This window comes from Streptomyces sp. A18 (genome assembly GCF_059026065.1).
The window spans coordinates 153,216-169,169 of sequence record NZ_JBWLKL010000006.1 but is presented as its reverse complement, the minus strand read 5'-3'; the positions used below and the strand labels follow the sequence as shown (position 1 = coordinate 169,169).

The window sequence follows — 15,954 nt, the reverse complement described above, 5'->3', positions numbered from 1 at the left end:
CGCCCTCGCACGTCACTTGAGCCGCCGGGGCCACAGAGGCCCCGGCGGCTTCTTCGCGTCGTCTTGAATGCCGCCCTTCACGCCATATTGACATGATCATGAAGTGTCACGAGCCTGGCGTTCGCGCACAAATGTGCCGGACAACCGCAAGGGGGGCTCATGAGACGAAGAGAGAGATCCAAGAGATCCAGAGCCGGTTTCAGATCCGTCGTCGCCGCGGGCGCGCTGCTCGTCGGCGGCCTCGTCGCCGTGCCGAACGCCCAGGCCGACAGCGGGGCGAAGACCCCGGCCACCGACGATCCGGCGGCCGTGAAGGTCTACGAGGCCGAGGTCACCAAGAAGCAGATCCCGATCCTCATCCAGGCGGGCCAGGACGCCCACGAGCTCGCCGGGCAGGCCCCCGATCGCGGCAGCGCCCGCGTCGAGGTCTATCTGACCGAGGCGCAGGCCAAGGGCGTGCAGCGCGAGGGCGTCGAGCTCACCGAGCAGAAGGTCTCCGCCGCCACGGAGCAGAAGCTCAAGGCCGCGGGGGACGGCGTGTTCCGGCCGTACAGCGGTGAGGGCGGCCTCAAGGAGGAGATCGTCAAGACCGGTCAGGCCAACCCGGGCCTCACCAAGGTCGTCTCCATCGGCAAGTCGCTCAAGGGCCAGGACATCCTCGCGCTCAAGCTCTCCAAGGGTGCCAAGAAGTCCAAGGACGGCTCCAAGCCCTCCACGCTCTACCTGTCCAACCAGCACGCGCGCGAGTGGATCACCCCCGAGATGACCCGCCGCCTGATGCACCACTACCTCGACAACTACGGCAAGGACCAGCGCATCACCGAGCTCGTGGACTCCACCGAGCTGTGGTTCGTGCTCTCCGCCAACCCCGACGGCTACGACTTCACGCACGCCGCCGACGGCGACCGCCAGTGGCGCAAGAACCTCCGCGACATCGACGGCGACGGCAAGATCGCGGCGGGCGACGGCGTCGACCTCAACCGCAACTTCGCCTACAAGTGGGGCTACGACAACGAGGGTTCGTCCCCGGCGCCCTCATCGGAGACCTACCGCGGCACGGGCCCCATCTCCGAGCCCGAGACCAAGGCCCTCGACCGCTTCCAGAAGCGCATCGGCTTCGAGTACGGGATCAACTACCACTCGGCGGCCGAGCTGCTCCTGTACGGAGTGGGCTGGCAGGTCGCCACGCCGACCCCGGACGACGTCCTCTACAAGGCGCTGAACGGCACCCCGGAGAAGCCCGCCGTCCCCGGCTACCACCCGCAGGTCGCCTCGGAGCTCTACACCACCAACGGCGAGGCGGACGGCCACGCGGGCAACGTCAACGGCTTCTCGATGTTCACGCCGGAGATGTCCACCTGCCAGACGGTCTCCAACCTCGACCCGAACGACCCCTGGAAGCCCGAGGACTGCGCCTCCATCTTCACCTTCCCGGACGACGAGAAGCTGATCCAGCAGGAGTTCGCGAAGAACATCCCCTTCGCGCTCGCCGTCGCCGAGACCGCACGCCACCCCGACCAGCCGGTCTCCGTCACCGGCATCGAGGCCCCCGACTTCACGCCGGACACCTTCACGGACTCGTACGCACGCGGCGGGGACCAGGAAGTCGCCGTCACCGCCCGCAAGTCGGTGCGCGACAAGGAGCTCAACTACCGCGTCAACGGCGGACGTACGCATGACGAGGACCTCAGGGCCTGGAAGGGCGGCGAGACGTACGGCGGTGAGGACAACCTCCACTTCGACCAGTACCGCGCCGAGGCCGAGGACGCCCGCGTGGGCGACAAGGTCGAGGTGTGGTTCACCGGCCGCACCAAGAAGGGGCGCACGGAGAGCCCGCACTTCACCTACACCGTCACCGAGCGCGCCAAGGCGAACACCCTCGTCGTGGCCGAGGAAGGCGCGACGGCCAAGCAGGCCCAGAAGTACGTCGACGCACTGAAGGCCAACGGACGCTCGGCCGTCGTCTGGGACGTCGCCAAGCGCGGCGCACCGCACCCGCTCGGCGTCCTGTCGCACTTCTCCGCGGTCGTGCACTACACCGGAGACCCGGTGCCGTCGGCGGCCACCCAACTCGCCCTGCGCGCCTACCTCAACGAGGGCGGCAAGCTGATCGAGTCCGGTGAACGCACCGGTTCGAACGTGGACCTCGGGGACGCGTTCTCCGACGACTTCGCGCAGTACTACCTCGGCGCGTACGAACGCCTCTCCGCACCCGGCGCCGCCGGCTTCACCGGCAGTGGTGCGCTCGACGGCGTCCGGACGCCGCTCGCCGCGGCCGACTCCAACCCGCTGGACAAGGCGGGCCGCTACACCGTCACGTCCGACAGCCTGCCCGCCGACGAGTTCCCGCAGTTCAAGAGCGCGGCGGCAGGCACCTACCCCGGCATCAGCAACCCGTACGCACCCTTCGAGGGCCAGGGCATGGCATCGGCCGCCCACGCCGACCAGGACTGGAAGCGGCTGACCCGCACCATCGACCTGACCGGGGTCACGGCCGCGGACAAGCCGGAGCTGCGGTTCGCGCTCAACTGGAACCTCGAGGCCGGCTACGACCACGGAATCCTGGAGGCGCACACCACCGGCGCCGACGACTGGACCACGCTGCCGGACTCGAACGGCAACTCGTCCCAGGCCGTGCCCGCCGAGTGCGGGGCCGGGTTCTTCATCAACGGCCACCCGTTCCTGCGCAGCTACCTGACGCAGTCGGCGACCGGCTGCACCGCGTCGGGCACCAGCGGCGCCTGGAACAGCTTCACCGGATCCTCCGGCGGCTGGAAGCCCGTCACCTTCGATCTGAGCGCCTACGCGGGCAAGACGATCGAGGTGGCGCTCAGCTCGGTCACGGACCCCTCCAGCGGGGGCCGCGGCCTCTTTGCCGACAACGCCCAGCTCGTGATAGGGGGCAACGCGACACAGACGGAGGGATTCGACGCCTCGCTCGGCACCTGGAGCGTCGCTCCGGCACCCCCCGGAAGCCCCAACATCACGGGTGACTGGGCCCGTACCGGGGAGCTCTACAAGCCCTATGCGGTCGTCACAGCGCGTGACAGCGTGCTGCTCGGCTTCGGGTTCGAGCACGTACCCGGAAACGCCGAAAGGGCCGCTCTTATGGGCGCATCCCTTGCACATCTGCGCCGCTGACGCTGCGTAGTCAGTACCTGGTTCCCGGTGGCTCGTCCTCCCTACTCGGGGGTACGGGCCACCGTGCCGTCCGGACCCCCTGTCGATGTCACCCAAAGGCCATCAGAGAGGTAGGGTCGGAGGCGGTCGGGGACATCCCATACAACTCGCCGGCGTCTGAAACCGGCGTACCAACGAGGAGATCGGTTCGTGACGATCCGCGTAGGCATCAACGGCTTCGGCCGCATCGGGCGCAACTACTTCCGGGCGCTGCTTGAGCAGGGTGCGGACATCGAGATCGTGGCTGTCAACGACCTGGGTGACACCGCGACTACGGCGCACCTCCTGAAGTACGACACCATCCTGGGCCGTCTCAAGGCCGAGGTGTCGCACACCGAGGACACCATCACGGTCGACAACCACACCATCAAGGTGCTGTCCGAGCGCAACCCCGCCGACATCCCGTGGGGTCAGCTCGGCGTCGACATCGTGATCGAGTCGACCGGCATCTTCACCAAGAAGGCCGATGCCGAGAAGCACATCGCTGGTGGCGCCAAGAAGGTCCTCATCTCGGCTCCGGCCAAGGACGAGGACATCACCATCGTGATGGGCGTCAACCAGGACAAGTACGACGCGGCCAACCACCACGTCATCTCGAACGCGTCCTGCACCACCAACTGTGTGGCGCCGATGGCGAAGGTTCTCGACGAGAACTTCGGCATCGTCAAGGGCCTGATGACGACGGTCCACGCGTACACCAACGACCAGCGCATCCTGGACTTCCCGCACTCGGACCTGCGTCGCGCCCGCGCCGCCGCCGAGAACATCATTCCGACCACGACCGGTGCCGCCAAGGCCACTGCTCTGGTCCTTCCGCAGCTCAAGGGCAAGCTCGACGGCATCGCGATGCGCGTCCCGGTCCCGACCGGTTCCGCCACCGACCTCGTCGTCGACCTGCAGCGCGAGGTCACCAAGGACGAGGTCAACGCCGCGTTCAAGAAGGCCGCCGACGACGGCGCCCTCAAGGGCATCCTCTTCTACACCGAGGACCCGATCGTGTCGTCCGACATCGTCAGCGACCCGGCCTCCTGCACCTTCGACTCCTCCCTGACCATGGTCCAGGAGGGCAAGACGGTGAAGATCCTCGGCTGGTACGACAACGAGTGGGGCTACTCCAACCGTCTCGTCGACCTCACGGTCTTCGTCGGCGGTCAGCTCTAAGCATCAGCATCAGAGCAGGCACCTCGATGTGAGCACAGGGTCCGGACCGCGCAATACTGCGTGGTCCGGGCCTTGTTGCACGTCAGCCCTCTTAAGGAGTCCTGGAGTCCAGCCATGAAGACGATCGACGAACTCATCGCAGAAGGGGCCGAAGGCAAGCGGGTCTTCGTCCGCGCCGACCTCAATGTGCCGCTCGCCGACGGCACCATCACCGACGACGGCCGCATCCGCGCCGTCCTGCCGACGGTCACCAAGCTCGCGGGAGCGGGCGCCAAGGTGATCGTCGCCTCGCACCTGGGCCGCCCCAAGGGCGCCCCGGACCCGGTGTTCTCGCTGCTTCCCGCCGCCGAGCGCCTCGGTGAACTCCTCGGCAAGCCCGTGGCGTTCGCCCAGGACACGGTCGGCCCCGCCGCGCGCGACGCGGTCGACGGTCTCGAGCCCGGCCAGGTCGCCGTTATCGAGAACCTCCGCTTCAACGCGGGCGAGACGTCCAAGGACGACACCGAGCGCGGCGAGTTCGCCGACCAGCTCGCCGCCCTCGCGGATGTCTATGTGGGCGACGGCTTCGGTGCCGTGCACCGCAAGCACGCCTCCGTCTTCGATCTTCCGGCGCGTCTGCCGCACTACGCGGGCTACCTCATCGCCACCGAGGTCGGCGTCCTGAAGAAGCTCACCGAGGACGTCAAGCGTCCGTACGTCGTCGCGCTCGGCGGCGCCAAGGTCTCCGACAAGCTGGCCGTCATCGACCAGCTGCTCGGCAAGGCCGACCGTCTTCTGATCGGCGGTGGCATGGCGTACACCTTCCTCAAGGCCCAGGGCCACGAGGTCGGCATCTCCCTCCTCCAGGAGGACCAGGTTCCGGTCGTCAAGGAGTACGTCAAGCGTGCCGAGGAGAGCGGTGTCGAGCTGGTCCTCCCCGTCGACGTGCTGGTCTCCACCGAGTTCCCGGACCTGAAGACCAAGGCTCCGGCCCACCCCACCACGGTCGCCGCGGACGCCATCCCGGCCGACCAGGAGGGTCTGGACATCGGGCCCGAGACCCGTAAGCTCTACGCCTCGAAGCTCGCCGACGCGGGCACCGTCTTCTGGAACGGACCGATGGGCGTCTTCGAGCACCCCGACTACGCCGAGGGCACCAAGGCAATCGCCCAGTCCCTCCTCGACTCCCCGGCCTTCACGGTCGTCGGCGGTGGCGACTCCGCCGCGGCCGTCCGGATCCTGGGCTTCGACGAGAACGCATTCGGCCACATTTCCACCGGCGGCGGCGCCTCCCTCGAATACCTCGAGGGCAAGACGCTCCCCGGCCTCGCCGCACTGGAGAACTGACACCTGATGACTACGCGTACCCCGCTGATGGCGGGCAACTGGAAGATGAACCTCAACCACCTCGAGGCCATCGCCCACGTCCAGAAGCTCGCCTTCGCCCTGGCCGACAAGGACTACGAGGCCGTCGAGGTCGCCGTCCTCGCCCCCTTCACCGACCTCCGCTCGGTGCAGACCCTGGTCGACGGCGACAAGCTCAAGATCAAGTACGGCGCCCAGGACATCTCGGCGCACGACACCGGTGCCTACACCGGCGAGATCTCGGGCCCGATGCTCTCCAAGCTGAAGTGCACATACGTGGCCGTGGGCCACTCCGAGCGCCGTCAGTACCACGACGAGACCGACGAGATCTGCAACGGCAAGGTGCAGGCCGCCTACCGGCACGGCTTGACCCCGATCCTCTGCATCGGCGAGGGCCTGGAGATCCGCGAGGCCGGCCAGCAGATCGAGTACACGCTGGCCCAGCTCGACGGCGGCCTCAAGGACGTGTCCGCCGAGCACGTCGAGTCCATCGTCATCGCGTACGAGCCGGTGTGGGCCATCGGTACCGGCAAGGTCGCCACCCCCGAGGACGCCCAGGAGGTCTGCGGCGCGATCCGTGGCCGCCTCGCCGAGCTGTACTCGCAGGAGCTCGCCGACAAGGTGCGCATCCAGTACGGCGGCTCCGTGAAGTCCGGCAACGTGGCCGCGATCATGGCGCAGCCCGACGTCGACGGTGCCCTGGTGGGCGGCGCGGCGCTCGACACGGACGAGTTCGTCAAGATCGTCCGGTTCCGCGACCAGTGAGTATGCGGTAGCGCCGATACGTCGTACCCTTGCGGGGGCCGGGCCGCTTCGCTGGGCGAGGCATCCGGCCCCCGTCGTCGATACAGAGCAGATTCAGATCCGAGGAAGTTGGTCCAGCCGTGGTTATGGGGTTCTCGATCGCCCTCATCGCGTTCAGTCTGCTGATGATGCTCCTTGTGCTGATGCACAAGGGCAAGGGCGGCGGCCTGTCCGACATGTTCGGTGGCGGCATGCAGTCGTCCGTCGGCGGCTCTTCGGTCGCCGAGCGCAACCTCGACCGCATCACTGTCGTGGTCGGTCTTCTCTGGTTCGCGTGCATTGTCGTGCTCGGTCTGTTGATGAAGGTGAACAACTGACCGCGAAAGCGGCTTGATTGCCACCTTGCGAAAGCTTCGCTTAAAGCCCCATGTACGGTGCGCGCTCACCAGCGCGGATTATCATGGGGCTTGCGTGTCGGGGTGAGGGTGTAACTCCGAACACTGGACGCGCGTTGGGCCTTACGTAGACTGAGGCGCCCGCAGCAGCACCATCACGCAGGGAGTTACGACCGTGGCAAGTGGCAACGCGATCCGTGGAAGTCGGGTCGGGGCGGGGCCGATGGGCGAGGCCGAGCGCGGTGAGTCCGCGCCGCGACTGCGCATCTCCTTCTGGTGCTCCAACGGACACGAGACGGTGCCCAGCTTCGCCAGCGACGCGCAGGTCCCCGATACTTGGGACTGCCCCCGCTGCGGCTTCCCCGCCGGTCAGGACCGGGACAACCCGCCGGACCCGCCCCGCACCGAACCGTACAAGACGCACCTGGCGTACGTACGTGAGCGGCGCAGCGACGCGGACGGCGAGGCGATTCTCGCGGAGGCGCTCGCCAAACTGCGAGGCGAGATCTAGGACTTGCGACGAGGGCCGGACATCTTCTGATGTCCGGCCGCTGCGCTTTTCATGGACCGGCCGTCTTTTCACGCTTTCACGTGACGTTTACCGGCACGTGTCCGGACAGACAGCTGCAGACATCTCATACCGGGCCCTGATCAATTAGGTTGGAACGTGCAGCGGGGCAAGGTACGTACACAGGTACGAGAGAAGGCTGAAGTCCGAGATGAACGCAGAAAGCCGCGCCAGGCTCAACCAGACGCCCGAGTGGGCGGCGATCGGCAAGCACCGGGAGCAGCTGGGGGAGGTGCAGCTGCGTGAGCTGTTCGCCAAGGATCCGGCGCGCGGCACGGGGTACACGCTCCAGGTCGGCGACCTGCACATCGACTACTCCAAGCACCTCGTCACGGACGAGACGCTGACGCTCCTGCGCGAGCTCGCCGCGGCCACCGACGTCTTCGGCCTGCGGGACGCCATGTTCCGCGGCGAGAAGATCAACACCACCGAGGACCGCGCCGTCCTGCACACCGCGCTGCGCGCCCCGCGGAACGCGGTCGTCGAGGTCGACGGCGAGAACGTGGTGCCCGCCGTGCACGCCGTGCTCGACAAGATGGCCGCCTTCGCCGACAAGGTCCGCTCCGGCGAGTGGACCGGGCACACCGGCAAGCCGATCAAGAACATCGTCAACGTCGGCATCGGCGGCTCCGACCTCGGCCCCGCCATGGCGTACGAGACGCTTCGCTCCTTCACCGACCGTGACCTCACGGTGCGCTTCGTGTCGAACGTCGACGGCGCCGACCTGCACGAGGCCGTGCGGGACCTGGACCCGGCCGAGACGCTGTTCATCATCGCCTCGAAGACGTTCACCACGATCGAGACGATCACGAACGCGACGTCCGCGCGCGACTGGCTCCTCACCGGCCTGCGCGCCGACCAGAGCGCCGTCGCCAAGCACTTCGTGGCCCTGTCGACGAATGCCGAGAAGGTCTCCGACTTCGGCATCGACACGGCCAACATGTTCGAGTTCTGGGACTGGGTCGGCGGCCGCTACTCGTACGACTCGGCGATCGGTCTCTCGCTGATGATCGCGATCGGCCCGGACGCCTTCCGCGAGATGCTCGACGGCTTCCACCTCGTCGACGAGCACTTCCGCAACGAGCCCGCCGAGTCCAACGTGCCTCTGCTGCTCGGCCTGTTGGGCATCTGGTACGGCAACTTCCACGATGCCCAGTCGCACGCGGTCCTGCCGTACTCGCACTACCTCTCCAAGTTCACCGCCTACCTCCAGCAGCTGGACATGGAGTCCAACGGCAAGTCGGTGGGCCGTGACGGTGAGCCGGTCGACTGGCAGACCGGACCGGTGGTCTGGGGCACGCCGGGCACCAACGGGCAGCACGCGTACTACCAACTCATCCACCAGGGCACGAAGTTGATCCCGGCCGACTTCATCGGCTTCGCCGAGCCCGTCGCCGATCTGCTGCCCGGCCTGGTCGCCCAGCACGACCTCCTGATGGCCAACTTCTTCGCGCAGACGCAGGCGTTGGCCTTCGGTAAGACGCCCGACGAGGTGCGCGCCGAGGGTGTGGCGGACGAACTCGTCCCGCACAAGACGTTCAAGGGCAACCACCCGACGACGACGATCCTCGCCAAGGAGCTGACACCGTCGGTTCTCGGTCAACTCATCGCGCTCTACGAACACAAGGTGTTCGTGCAGGGCGCCGTGTGGAACATCGACTCCTTCGACCAGTGGGGCGTCGAGCTCGGCAAGGTCCTGGCCAAGCGCATCGAGCCGGCTCTGACCGAGGGCGCGGACGTGCCGGACCTCGACGGCTCGACGACGGCGCTCGTCGCCAAGTACCGCGACCTGCGGGGGCGTTGAGCCACTGAAAGCAGTACGGCCCGGTCCGCCTCCGAGGAGGCGGACCGGGCCGTACTGCTGTGGAGACGCCGTTCAGGGAGAAGCCGGCGGATACAGATCGCGCGGCAGCTGCGATGCCGCGGCCGAGTCGAGCAACCACAGCGTCCGCGACCTGCCGTACGCGCCCGCGGCGGGCGCCTGGACCTCGCCCGCGCCCGACAGCGCGATCGCCGCCGCGTTCGCCTTGTCCTCGCCCGCCGCGAGCAGCCACACCTCACGGGCCGAGCGGATCGCCTGGAGCGTGAGCGTGATGCGGACGGGCGGCGGCTTGGGCGCGCCGTGCACGCCGACCACCGTCCGCTCCGTCTCACGGACCGCGGGCAACTCCGGGAAGAGCGAGGCGACATGGGTGTCCGGACCGACGCCCAGCATCAGCACGTCGAACGTCGGCACCGGACCATGGTCCTCGGGCCCCGCCGCCGCGGTGAGCTCGGCGGCGTACATCTCGGCTGCCGCGTCCACCTCGTACGCGCCGTCCGACGCGGGCATCGGGTGCACCCGGGCCGGGTTGAGCGGCACCGAGTCGAGCAGTGCCTCCTTGGCCTGGGTGTAGTTGCGCTCCGGGTCGCCGTCCGGCAGGAAGCGCTCGTCGCCCCACCACAGGTCGAGGCGCGACCAGTCGATCGCGTCCTTGGCCGGGGACGAACTCAGCGCGGCAAGGAGGCCGTTGCCGTTGCGGCCACCGGTGAGGACCACCGACGCGTAGCCGCGGGCGGCCTGCGCGTCGACGATCTTCGTGATGAGGCGGGCCGCCGCGGCCTGCGCCATCAGCTCCTTGTCGCGGTGCACGACCAGCTGCGGGGCCGCGCTCACTTCGCCGCCGCCTTCTTGGCCGCGGTCTTCTTCGCCGGTGCCGACTTCTTGGCCGCCTCGGCGGGCTCCTCGACCACGGGAACCGTGGTCTCCTCGGCCGGCTCACCCAGCCGGTCCACGCCGAACTTCAGCGCGGACGCGTAGGTGTCGTCCGGGTCGAGACGCCGCAGCTCCTCGGCGATCAGCTCGGCCGTCTCGCGGCGCTTGAGCGCCACCGCGCGGTCGGGCTGCCCCTGCATGGAGAGCGTCGCGAGGGAGCCGTCGGCGCGGCCGAGCACGATGGGACCGCAGTCGGTGTCCATGCGTACGCCGGTCAGGCCGGGGCCCGAGGAGAGGGAGCGCTTGACGGGGACGTTCAGCCGGTCCGCGAGCCACATGGCGAGCAGCTCGCAGCTCGGGTTGAACTCCTCGCCCTCCACCTCGACCGCCGTCACCTTGCAGGTGATCTGGTCGAGCGCCGCGGCGAGCATCGAGCGCCACGGGGTGATCCGGGTCCAGGACAGGTCCGTGTCGCCGGGGCTGTAGGCGTCGGCGCGCGCGGTCAGCTCGTGGATCGGCTGCTCCGCGGCGTACGTGTCCGTGACGCGGCGCTGGGCGAGCGCGCCGAGCGGGTCCTTGGCCGGGTTGAGCGGCGCGTTGACCGGCCACCACACGACCACGGGGGCGTCGGGGAGCAGCAGCGGCAGGACGACCGACTGGGCGTGGTTGATGACCTCGCCGTAAAGACGCAGGATCACCGTCTCGCCGGTGCCCGCGTCCGCGCCGACCCGTACCTCGGCGTCGAGGCGCGACGTCGTACGGTCACGGGGCGAGCGCGCGGCGCGCTTGATGACGACCAGCGTGCGCGAGGGGTGCTCGCGGGACGCTTCGTTGGCGGCCCGCAGGGCGTCGTAGGCGTTCTCCTCGTCGGTGACGATGACGAGGGTGAGCACCATGCCGACGGCCGGGGTGCCGATCGCCCTGCGCCCCTTCACGAGCGCCTTGTTGATCTTGCTGGATGTGGTGTCCGTCAGGTCGATCCTCATGGGCGACGCCAGCTCCGTCCGTCTCGTGCGAGCATTTCGTCCGCCTCGGACGGGCCCCAGGTCCCCGACGAATACTGCGCGGGCTTGCCGTTCTTGTCCCAGTACTCCTCGATCGGGTCGAGGATGTTCCAGGACAGCTCGACCTCCTCCGTGCGCGGGAAGAGGTTGGCGTCGCCGAGCAGGACGTCCAGGATCAGGCGCTCGTACGCCTCCGGGCTGGACTCGGTGAAGGACTCGCCATAGGCGAAGTCCATCGACACGTCGCGGATCTCCATCGAGGTGCCGGGCACCTTCGAGCCGAACCGGACCGTGATGCCCTCGTCGGGCTGGACGCGGATGACGATCGCGTTCTGGCCCAGCTCCTCCGTCGCCGTGTGGTCGAAGGGGGAGTGGGGCGCGCGCTGGAAGACGACCGCGATCTCGGTGACGCGGCGGCCCAGACGCTTGCCCGTACGGAGGTAGAAGGGGACGCCCGCCCAGCGGCGGTTGTCCACCTCCAGCTTGATGGCCGCGTAGGTGTCGGTCTTCGACTTGGGGTCGATGCCGTCTTCCTGGAGGTAGCCGACGGCCTTCTCGCCGCCCTGCCACCCCGCGGCGTACTGCCCGCGGACCGTGCTCTCGCCGAGGTCCTTGGGCAGCCGCACGGCGCCCAGTACCTTCGCCTTCTCGGCGACCAGCGCGTCCGCGTCGAAGGAGGCGGGCTCCTCCATCGCGGTCAGCGCCATCAGCTGGAGCAGGTGGTTCTGGATGACGTCACGGGCGGCGCCGATTCCGTCGTAGTAGCCGGCCCGGCCGCCGATGCCGATGTCCTCGGCCATGGTGATCTGGATGTGGTCCACGTACGACCGGTTCCAGATCGGCTCGAACATCTGGTTGGCGAAGCGGAGCGCCAGGATGTTCTGGACGGTCTCCTTGCCGAGGTAGTGGTCGATCCGGAACACCTGGTCCGGGGCGAACACCTCGTGCACGATCGAGTTGAGGTCCTTGGCGGACGCCAGGTCGTGCCCGAAGGGCTTCTCGATGACCCCGCGGCGCCAGGAGCCCTCGGGGGCGTCCGCGAGCCCGTGCTTCTTGAGCTGCTGGACGACCTGCGGGAAGAACTTCGGGGGCACGGAGAGGTAGAAGGCGAAGTTGCCGCCCGTGCCCTGCGCCTTGTCGAGGTCCTGCATGGTGGCCTTGAGCTGCTCGAAGGCGTCGTCGTCGTCGAAGTTGCCCTGGACGAAGCGCATGCCCTGGATGAGCTGCTGCCAGACCTCCTCGCGGAAGGGCGTGCGCGCGTGCTCCTTGACCGCGTCGTGCACCTCCTGCGCGAAGTCCTCGTCCTGCCACTCGCGGCGGGCGAAACCAATGAGGGAAAAGCCCGGCGGAAGAAGGCCTCGGTTGGCGAGGTCATAGACAGCGGGCATCAGCTTTTTACGGGACAAATCGCCCGTGACGCCAAAGATGACCAGGCCCGACGGCCCCGCGATACGCGGGAGCCGTCGGTCTGCGGCGTCACGCAGCGGATTGCTGCTTGACAAGATGGTCAGCCCTCCGAAGGGGTGAGGCGCTTGAGCTCCGCCTCGGTGGACTTGAGCAGGTCGTTCCAGGACGCCGCGAACTTCTCGACGCCCTCGTCCTCGAGCAGCTGCACCACGTCGTCGTAGCTGATGCCGAGCTTCTCGACGGCCTCGATCTCGCCGCGCGAGTCGTCGTACGTCCCGGCGACGGTGTTGCCCGTGATCTGGCCGTGGTCGGCGGTGGCCTCCAGGGTCGCCTCCGGCATCGTGTTCACCGTGTTCGGCGCGACCAGGTCGTCGACGTACAGGGTGTCCTTGTACGCCGGGTCCTTGACGCCGGTCGAGGCCCACAGCGGACGCTGCTTGTTGGCCTGCGCCTTGTCGAGCGCGGCCCAGCGGTCGGACGAGAAGACGTCCTCGTACGCCTCGTACGCCAGGCGGGCGTTGGCGAGCGCGGCCTTGCCCTTGACGGCCTTGGCCTCGTCGGTGCCAAGGGCGTCGAGGCGCTTGTCGATCTCGGTGTCCACGCGGGACACGAAGAAGGACGCCACCGAGTGGATCTTGGAGAGGTCCAGGCCCGCGGCCTTCGCCTTCTCCAGGCCCGCCAGGTACGCGTCCATGACCTCGCGGTAGCGCTCCAGCGAGAAGATCAGCGTCACGTTCACGCTGATGCCCTTGCCGATGACCTCGGTGATCGCGGGCAGGCCCGCCTTCGTTGCCGGGATCTTGATGAGCGTGTTCGGGCGGTCCACCAGCCAGGCGAGCTGCTTGGCCTCGGCGACCGTCGCCTCGGTGTTGTGCGCCAGGCGCGGGTCGACCTCGATGGACACGCGGCCGTCCTGGCCGCCCGTCGCGTCGAACACCGGGCGCAGGATGTCGGCGGCGTCACGGACGTCCGCCGTCGTGATCATGCGGATGGCCTCTTCGACGGTGACCTTGCGGGCGGCGAGGTCGGTGAGCTGCTGCTCGTAACCGTCACCGCTGCTGATCGCCTTCTGGAAGATCGACGGGTTCGTGGTGACACCCACCACGTGGCTCTGGTCGATCAGTTCGGCGAGGTTGCCGGACGTGATCCGCTTGCGCGACAGGTCGTCCAGCCAGATCGCGACGCCTTCGTCGGAGAGGCGCTTGAGTGCGTCTGTCATGGGATTACATCTCCTACTTGGTCGTATGTCGGCGTCAGCGCTGAGCGGCGTCGATCGATTCCCGGGCTGCGGCGGCCACGGCGTCGCCGGTGAACCCGAACTCACGGAACAGCACCTTGCCGTCCGCGGAGGCACCGAAGTGCTCAAGCGAGACGATGCGACCGGCGTCGCCCACGAAGCGGTGCCAGGTCAGGCCGATGCCCGCCTCGACCGCCACGCGCGCCTTGACGGACGGCGGCAGAACGCTGTCGCGGTACCCCTGGTCCTGCGCCTCGAACCACTCGACGCACGGCATCGAGACGACACGCGTGGGAACGCCCGCGGCCTGGAGCTGCTCGCGCGCCTCGACGGCGAGCTGCACCTCGGAGCCGGTGCCGATGAGGACGACCTCGGGGGTGCCGCCTTCGGCCTCGAACAGGACGTAGCCGCCCTTGACGGCGCCTTCGGTGACCTCGCGGTCGTACGTCGGCACGCCCTGACGGGTCAGCGCGAGGCCGTGCGGGGCGCCCTTGCCGAACTCCTTGGTGTAGCGCTTGAGGATCTCGCGCCACACGACAGCGGTCTCGTTCGCGTCCGCCGGGCGGACGACGTTCAGGCCCGGGATGGCACGCAGCGAGGCCAGGTGCTCGACCGGCTGGTGCGTCGGGCCGTCCTCGCCGAGACCGACGGAGTCGTGCGTCCACACGTACGTCACCGGCAGGTGCATCAGAGCGGAGAGGCGGACGGCGTTGCGCATGTAGTCGGAGAACACCAGGAAGGTGCCGCCGAAGATGCGGGTGTTGCCGTGCAGCGCGATGCCGTTCATCTCCGCGGCCATGGAGTGCTCGCGGATGCCGAAGTGGATCGTGCGGCCGTACGGGTCGGCCTCCGGCAGCGGGTTGCCCACCGGTAGGAACGACGACGTCTTGTCGATCGTGGTGTTGTTCGAGCCCGCGAGGTCGGCGGAGCCGCCCCACAGCTCGGGGATCACCGCGCCGAGCGCCTGCAGGACCTTGCCGGACGCGGCACGCGTCGCGACGCCCTTGCCCGCCTCGAAGACCGGGAGCTTCTCCTCCCAGCCCTGGGGGAGCTCGCCCGCGGCGACGCGGTCGAACTCGGCGGCGCGCGCGGAGTCGGCGGTGCGCCAGGCGGCGAAGCCCTTCTCCCACTCGGCCTTGGCCTCACGGCCGCGGTCGAGCGCCGCACGCGTGTGCGCGAGGACCTCGTCGGCGACCTCGAAGTTCTGCTCCGGGTCGAAGCCGAGGACGCGCTTGGTGGCCGCGACCTCTTCGTCGCCGAGCGCCGAGCCGTGCGCGGCCTCGGTGTTCTGCGCGTTCGGCGCGGGCCAGGCGATGATCGAGCGCATCGCGATGAACGAGGGGCGCTCCGTCTCCGCCTTCGCGGCCAGGATCGCCTGGTAGAGGGCGGCCGGGTCGAGGTCGCCGTTCTCCTTGGGCTCCACGCGCTGGACGTGCCAGCCGTAGGCCTCGTACCGCTTCATGGTGTCTTCGGAGACCGCGGTCTCGGTGTCGCCCTCGATGGAGATGTGGTTGTCGTCCCACAGCAGTACGAGGTTGCCGAGCTTCTGGTGCCCGGCCAGCGACGAGGCCTCTCCGGAGATGCCCTCCTGGAGACAGCCGTCACCGGCGATCGCGAAGATGTGGTGGTCGAACGGCGACTCGCCGGCAGCGGTCTCCGGGTCGAACAGGCCACGCTCGTAACGGGCGGCCATCGCCATGCCCACGGCGTTCGCGACGCCCTGGCCGAGCGGGCCCGTCGTCGTCTCCACGCCCGTGGTGTGCCCGTACTCCGGGTGACCGGGGGTCTTCGAACCCCAGGTGCGGAAGGCCTTCAGGTCATCGAGCTCCAGGCCGAAGCCGGCCAGGTAGAGCTGGATGTAGAGGGTCAGGGACGAGTGGCCCGCGGAAAGAACGAACCGGTCGCGCCCGGTCCACTCGGCGTCCGCGGGGTCGTGCCGCATCACCTTCTGGAAGAGGGTGTACGCGGCAGGCGCGAGGCTCATGGCCGTACCCGGATGGCCGTTGCCGACCTTCTGTACGGAGTCCATGGCCAGGACACGGGCAGTATCAACAGCCCGCTGGTCCAGTTCGGTCCACTCGAGGTCTGTGGTGGTCGGCTTGGTGCTCACCCTGAGTCAGGGCTCCTCTCCACATGTCGAATGCCGGCGATGTAGATCCCACCGGCCGATGTCGAGCCTACCGCTGTAAAGACGTGCATTTTTTCGAGTCATTCCAGAC

The 15,954-nt window shown here is 68.4% G+C and carries 12 protein-coding genes; 7 read left to right on the top strand and 5 right to left on the bottom strand.

Annotation, left to right across the window (positions count from 1 at the left end; genetic code table 11):
• Positions 1 to 159 precede the first annotated feature (159 nt).
• The 7 genes from AC5P1C_RS12735 to pgi all read left to right on the top strand — a co-directional run bounded on the left by AC5P1C_RS12735 (position 160) and on the right by pgi (position 9,196).
• The gene (locus tag AC5P1C_RS12735) at positions 160 to 3,141 is read left to right on the top strand and encodes a M14 family metallopeptidase (protein ID WP_493865876.1); all 2,982 of its coding nucleotides are present in this window, start codon (positions 160 to 162) and stop codon (positions 3,139 to 3,141) included.
• Positions 3,142 to 3,330: 189 nt separating this feature from the next.
• Positions 3,331 to 4,341 carry a type I glyceraldehyde-3-phosphate dehydrogenase gene (gene gap, locus AC5P1C_RS12730; RefSeq protein WP_361188387.1) on the top strand — a complete coding sequence of 337 codons (1,011 nt, stop codon included), beginning with the start codon at positions 3,331 to 3,333 and terminating at the stop codon, positions 4,339 to 4,341.
• 114 nt (positions 4,342 to 4,455) lie between these two features.
• The gene (locus AC5P1C_RS12725; protein ID WP_493865875.1) at positions 4,456 to 5,667 is read left to right on the top strand and encodes a phosphoglycerate kinase; all 1,212 of its coding nucleotides are present in this window, start codon (positions 4,456 to 4,458) and stop codon (positions 5,665 to 5,667) included.
• A gap of 6 nt (positions 5,668 to 5,673) precedes the next feature.
• Positions 5,674 to 6,450, top strand: a complete 777-nt coding sequence (gene tpiA / locus AC5P1C_RS12720) for a triose-phosphate isomerase (RefSeq protein WP_493865874.1) — start codon at positions 5,674 to 5,676, stop codon at positions 6,448 to 6,450.
• Between the two features lie 125 nt (positions 6,451 to 6,575).
• Positions 6,576 to 6,806, top strand: a complete 231-nt coding sequence (secG, locus tag AC5P1C_RS12715) for a preprotein translocase subunit SecG (protein WP_160504358.1) — start codon at positions 6,576 to 6,578, stop codon at positions 6,804 to 6,806.
• Between the two features lie 193 nt (positions 6,807 to 6,999).
• Positions 7,000 to 7,335 carry an RNA polymerase-binding protein RbpA gene (locus AC5P1C_RS12710; protein ID WP_078077905.1) on the top strand — a complete coding sequence of 112 codons (336 nt, stop codon included), beginning with the start codon at positions 7,000 to 7,002 and terminating at the stop codon, positions 7,333 to 7,335.
• Positions 7,336 to 7,543: 208 nt separating this feature from the next.
• A complete protein-coding gene (gene pgi, locus AC5P1C_RS12705) occupies positions 7,544 to 9,196 on the top strand; it encodes a glucose-6-phosphate isomerase (RefSeq protein ID WP_493865873.1) in 1,653 nt (550 codons plus the stop codon).
• Between the two features lie 72 nt (positions 9,197 to 9,268).
• On the opposite strand, the gene pgl is transcribed toward pgi, so the two are convergent.
• From pgl to tkt, 5 genes are read right to left on the bottom strand one after another with little or no spacing between them, the layout of a single operon-like run.
• Positions 9,269 to 10,048, bottom strand: a complete 780-nt coding sequence (gene pgl / locus AC5P1C_RS12700; RefSeq protein WP_493865872.1) for a 6-phosphogluconolactonase — start codon at positions 10,046 to 10,048, stop codon at positions 9,269 to 9,271.
• Positions 10,045 to 11,073, bottom strand: coding sequence for a glucose-6-phosphate dehydrogenase assembly protein OpcA (gene opcA / locus AC5P1C_RS12695; RefSeq protein WP_493865871.1), 1,029 nt, complete (start codon positions 11,071 to 11,073; stop codon positions 10,045 to 10,047). The genes pgl and opcA overlap by 4 nt, the downstream gene beginning before the upstream one ends.
• Positions 11,070 to 12,593 carry a glucose-6-phosphate dehydrogenase gene (zwf, locus tag AC5P1C_RS12690; protein ID WP_493865870.1) on the bottom strand — a complete coding sequence of 508 codons (1,524 nt, stop codon included), beginning with the start codon at positions 12,591 to 12,593 and terminating at the stop codon, positions 11,070 to 11,072. The genes opcA and zwf overlap by 4 nt, the downstream gene beginning before the upstream one ends.
• A 5-nt stretch (positions 12,594 to 12,598) precedes the next feature.
• Positions 12,599 to 13,717 (bottom strand): transaldolase, encoded by a 1,119-nt coding sequence (tal, locus tag AC5P1C_RS12685; protein WP_493865869.1) that lies wholly within the window; start codon positions 13,715 to 13,717, stop codon positions 12,599 to 12,601.
• A gap of 34 nt (positions 13,718 to 13,751) precedes the next feature.
• Positions 13,752 to 15,845: a transketolase gene (tkt, locus tag AC5P1C_RS12680; RefSeq protein WP_493865868.1), complete on the bottom strand. Its 2,094-nt coding sequence runs from the start codon at positions 15,843 to 15,845 to the stop codon at positions 13,752 to 13,754.
• Positions 15,846 to 15,954 lie beyond the last annotated feature (109 nt).

Bases quoted from the DNA above. Each gene is read 5' to 3' on its own strand.
- pgi (WP_493865873.1), top strand. From the start codon at position 7,544: ATGAACGCAGAAAGCCGCGCCAGGCTCAACCAGACGCCCGAGTGGGCG.
- secG (WP_160504358.1), top strand. From the start codon at position 6,576: ATGGGGTTCTCGATCGCCCTCATCGCGTTCAGTCTGCTGATGATGCTC.
- AC5P1C_RS12725 (WP_493865875.1), top strand. From the start codon at position 4,456: ATGAAGACGATCGACGAACTCATCGCAGAAGGGGCCGAAGGCAAGCGG.
- opcA (WP_493865871.1), bottom strand. From the start codon at position 11,073: ATGAGGATCGACCTGACGGACACCACATCCAGCAAGATCAACAAGGCG.
- tal (WP_493865869.1), bottom strand. From the start codon at position 13,717: ATGACAGACGCACTCAAGCGCCTCTCCGACGAAGGCGTCGCGATCTGG.
- tpiA (WP_493865874.1), top strand. From the start codon at position 5,674: ATGACTACGCGTACCCCGCTGATGGCGGGCAACTGGAAGATGAACCTC.
- AC5P1C_RS12735 (WP_493865876.1), top strand. From the start codon at position 160: ATGAGACGAAGAGAGAGATCCAAGAGATCCAGAGCCGGTTTCAGATCC.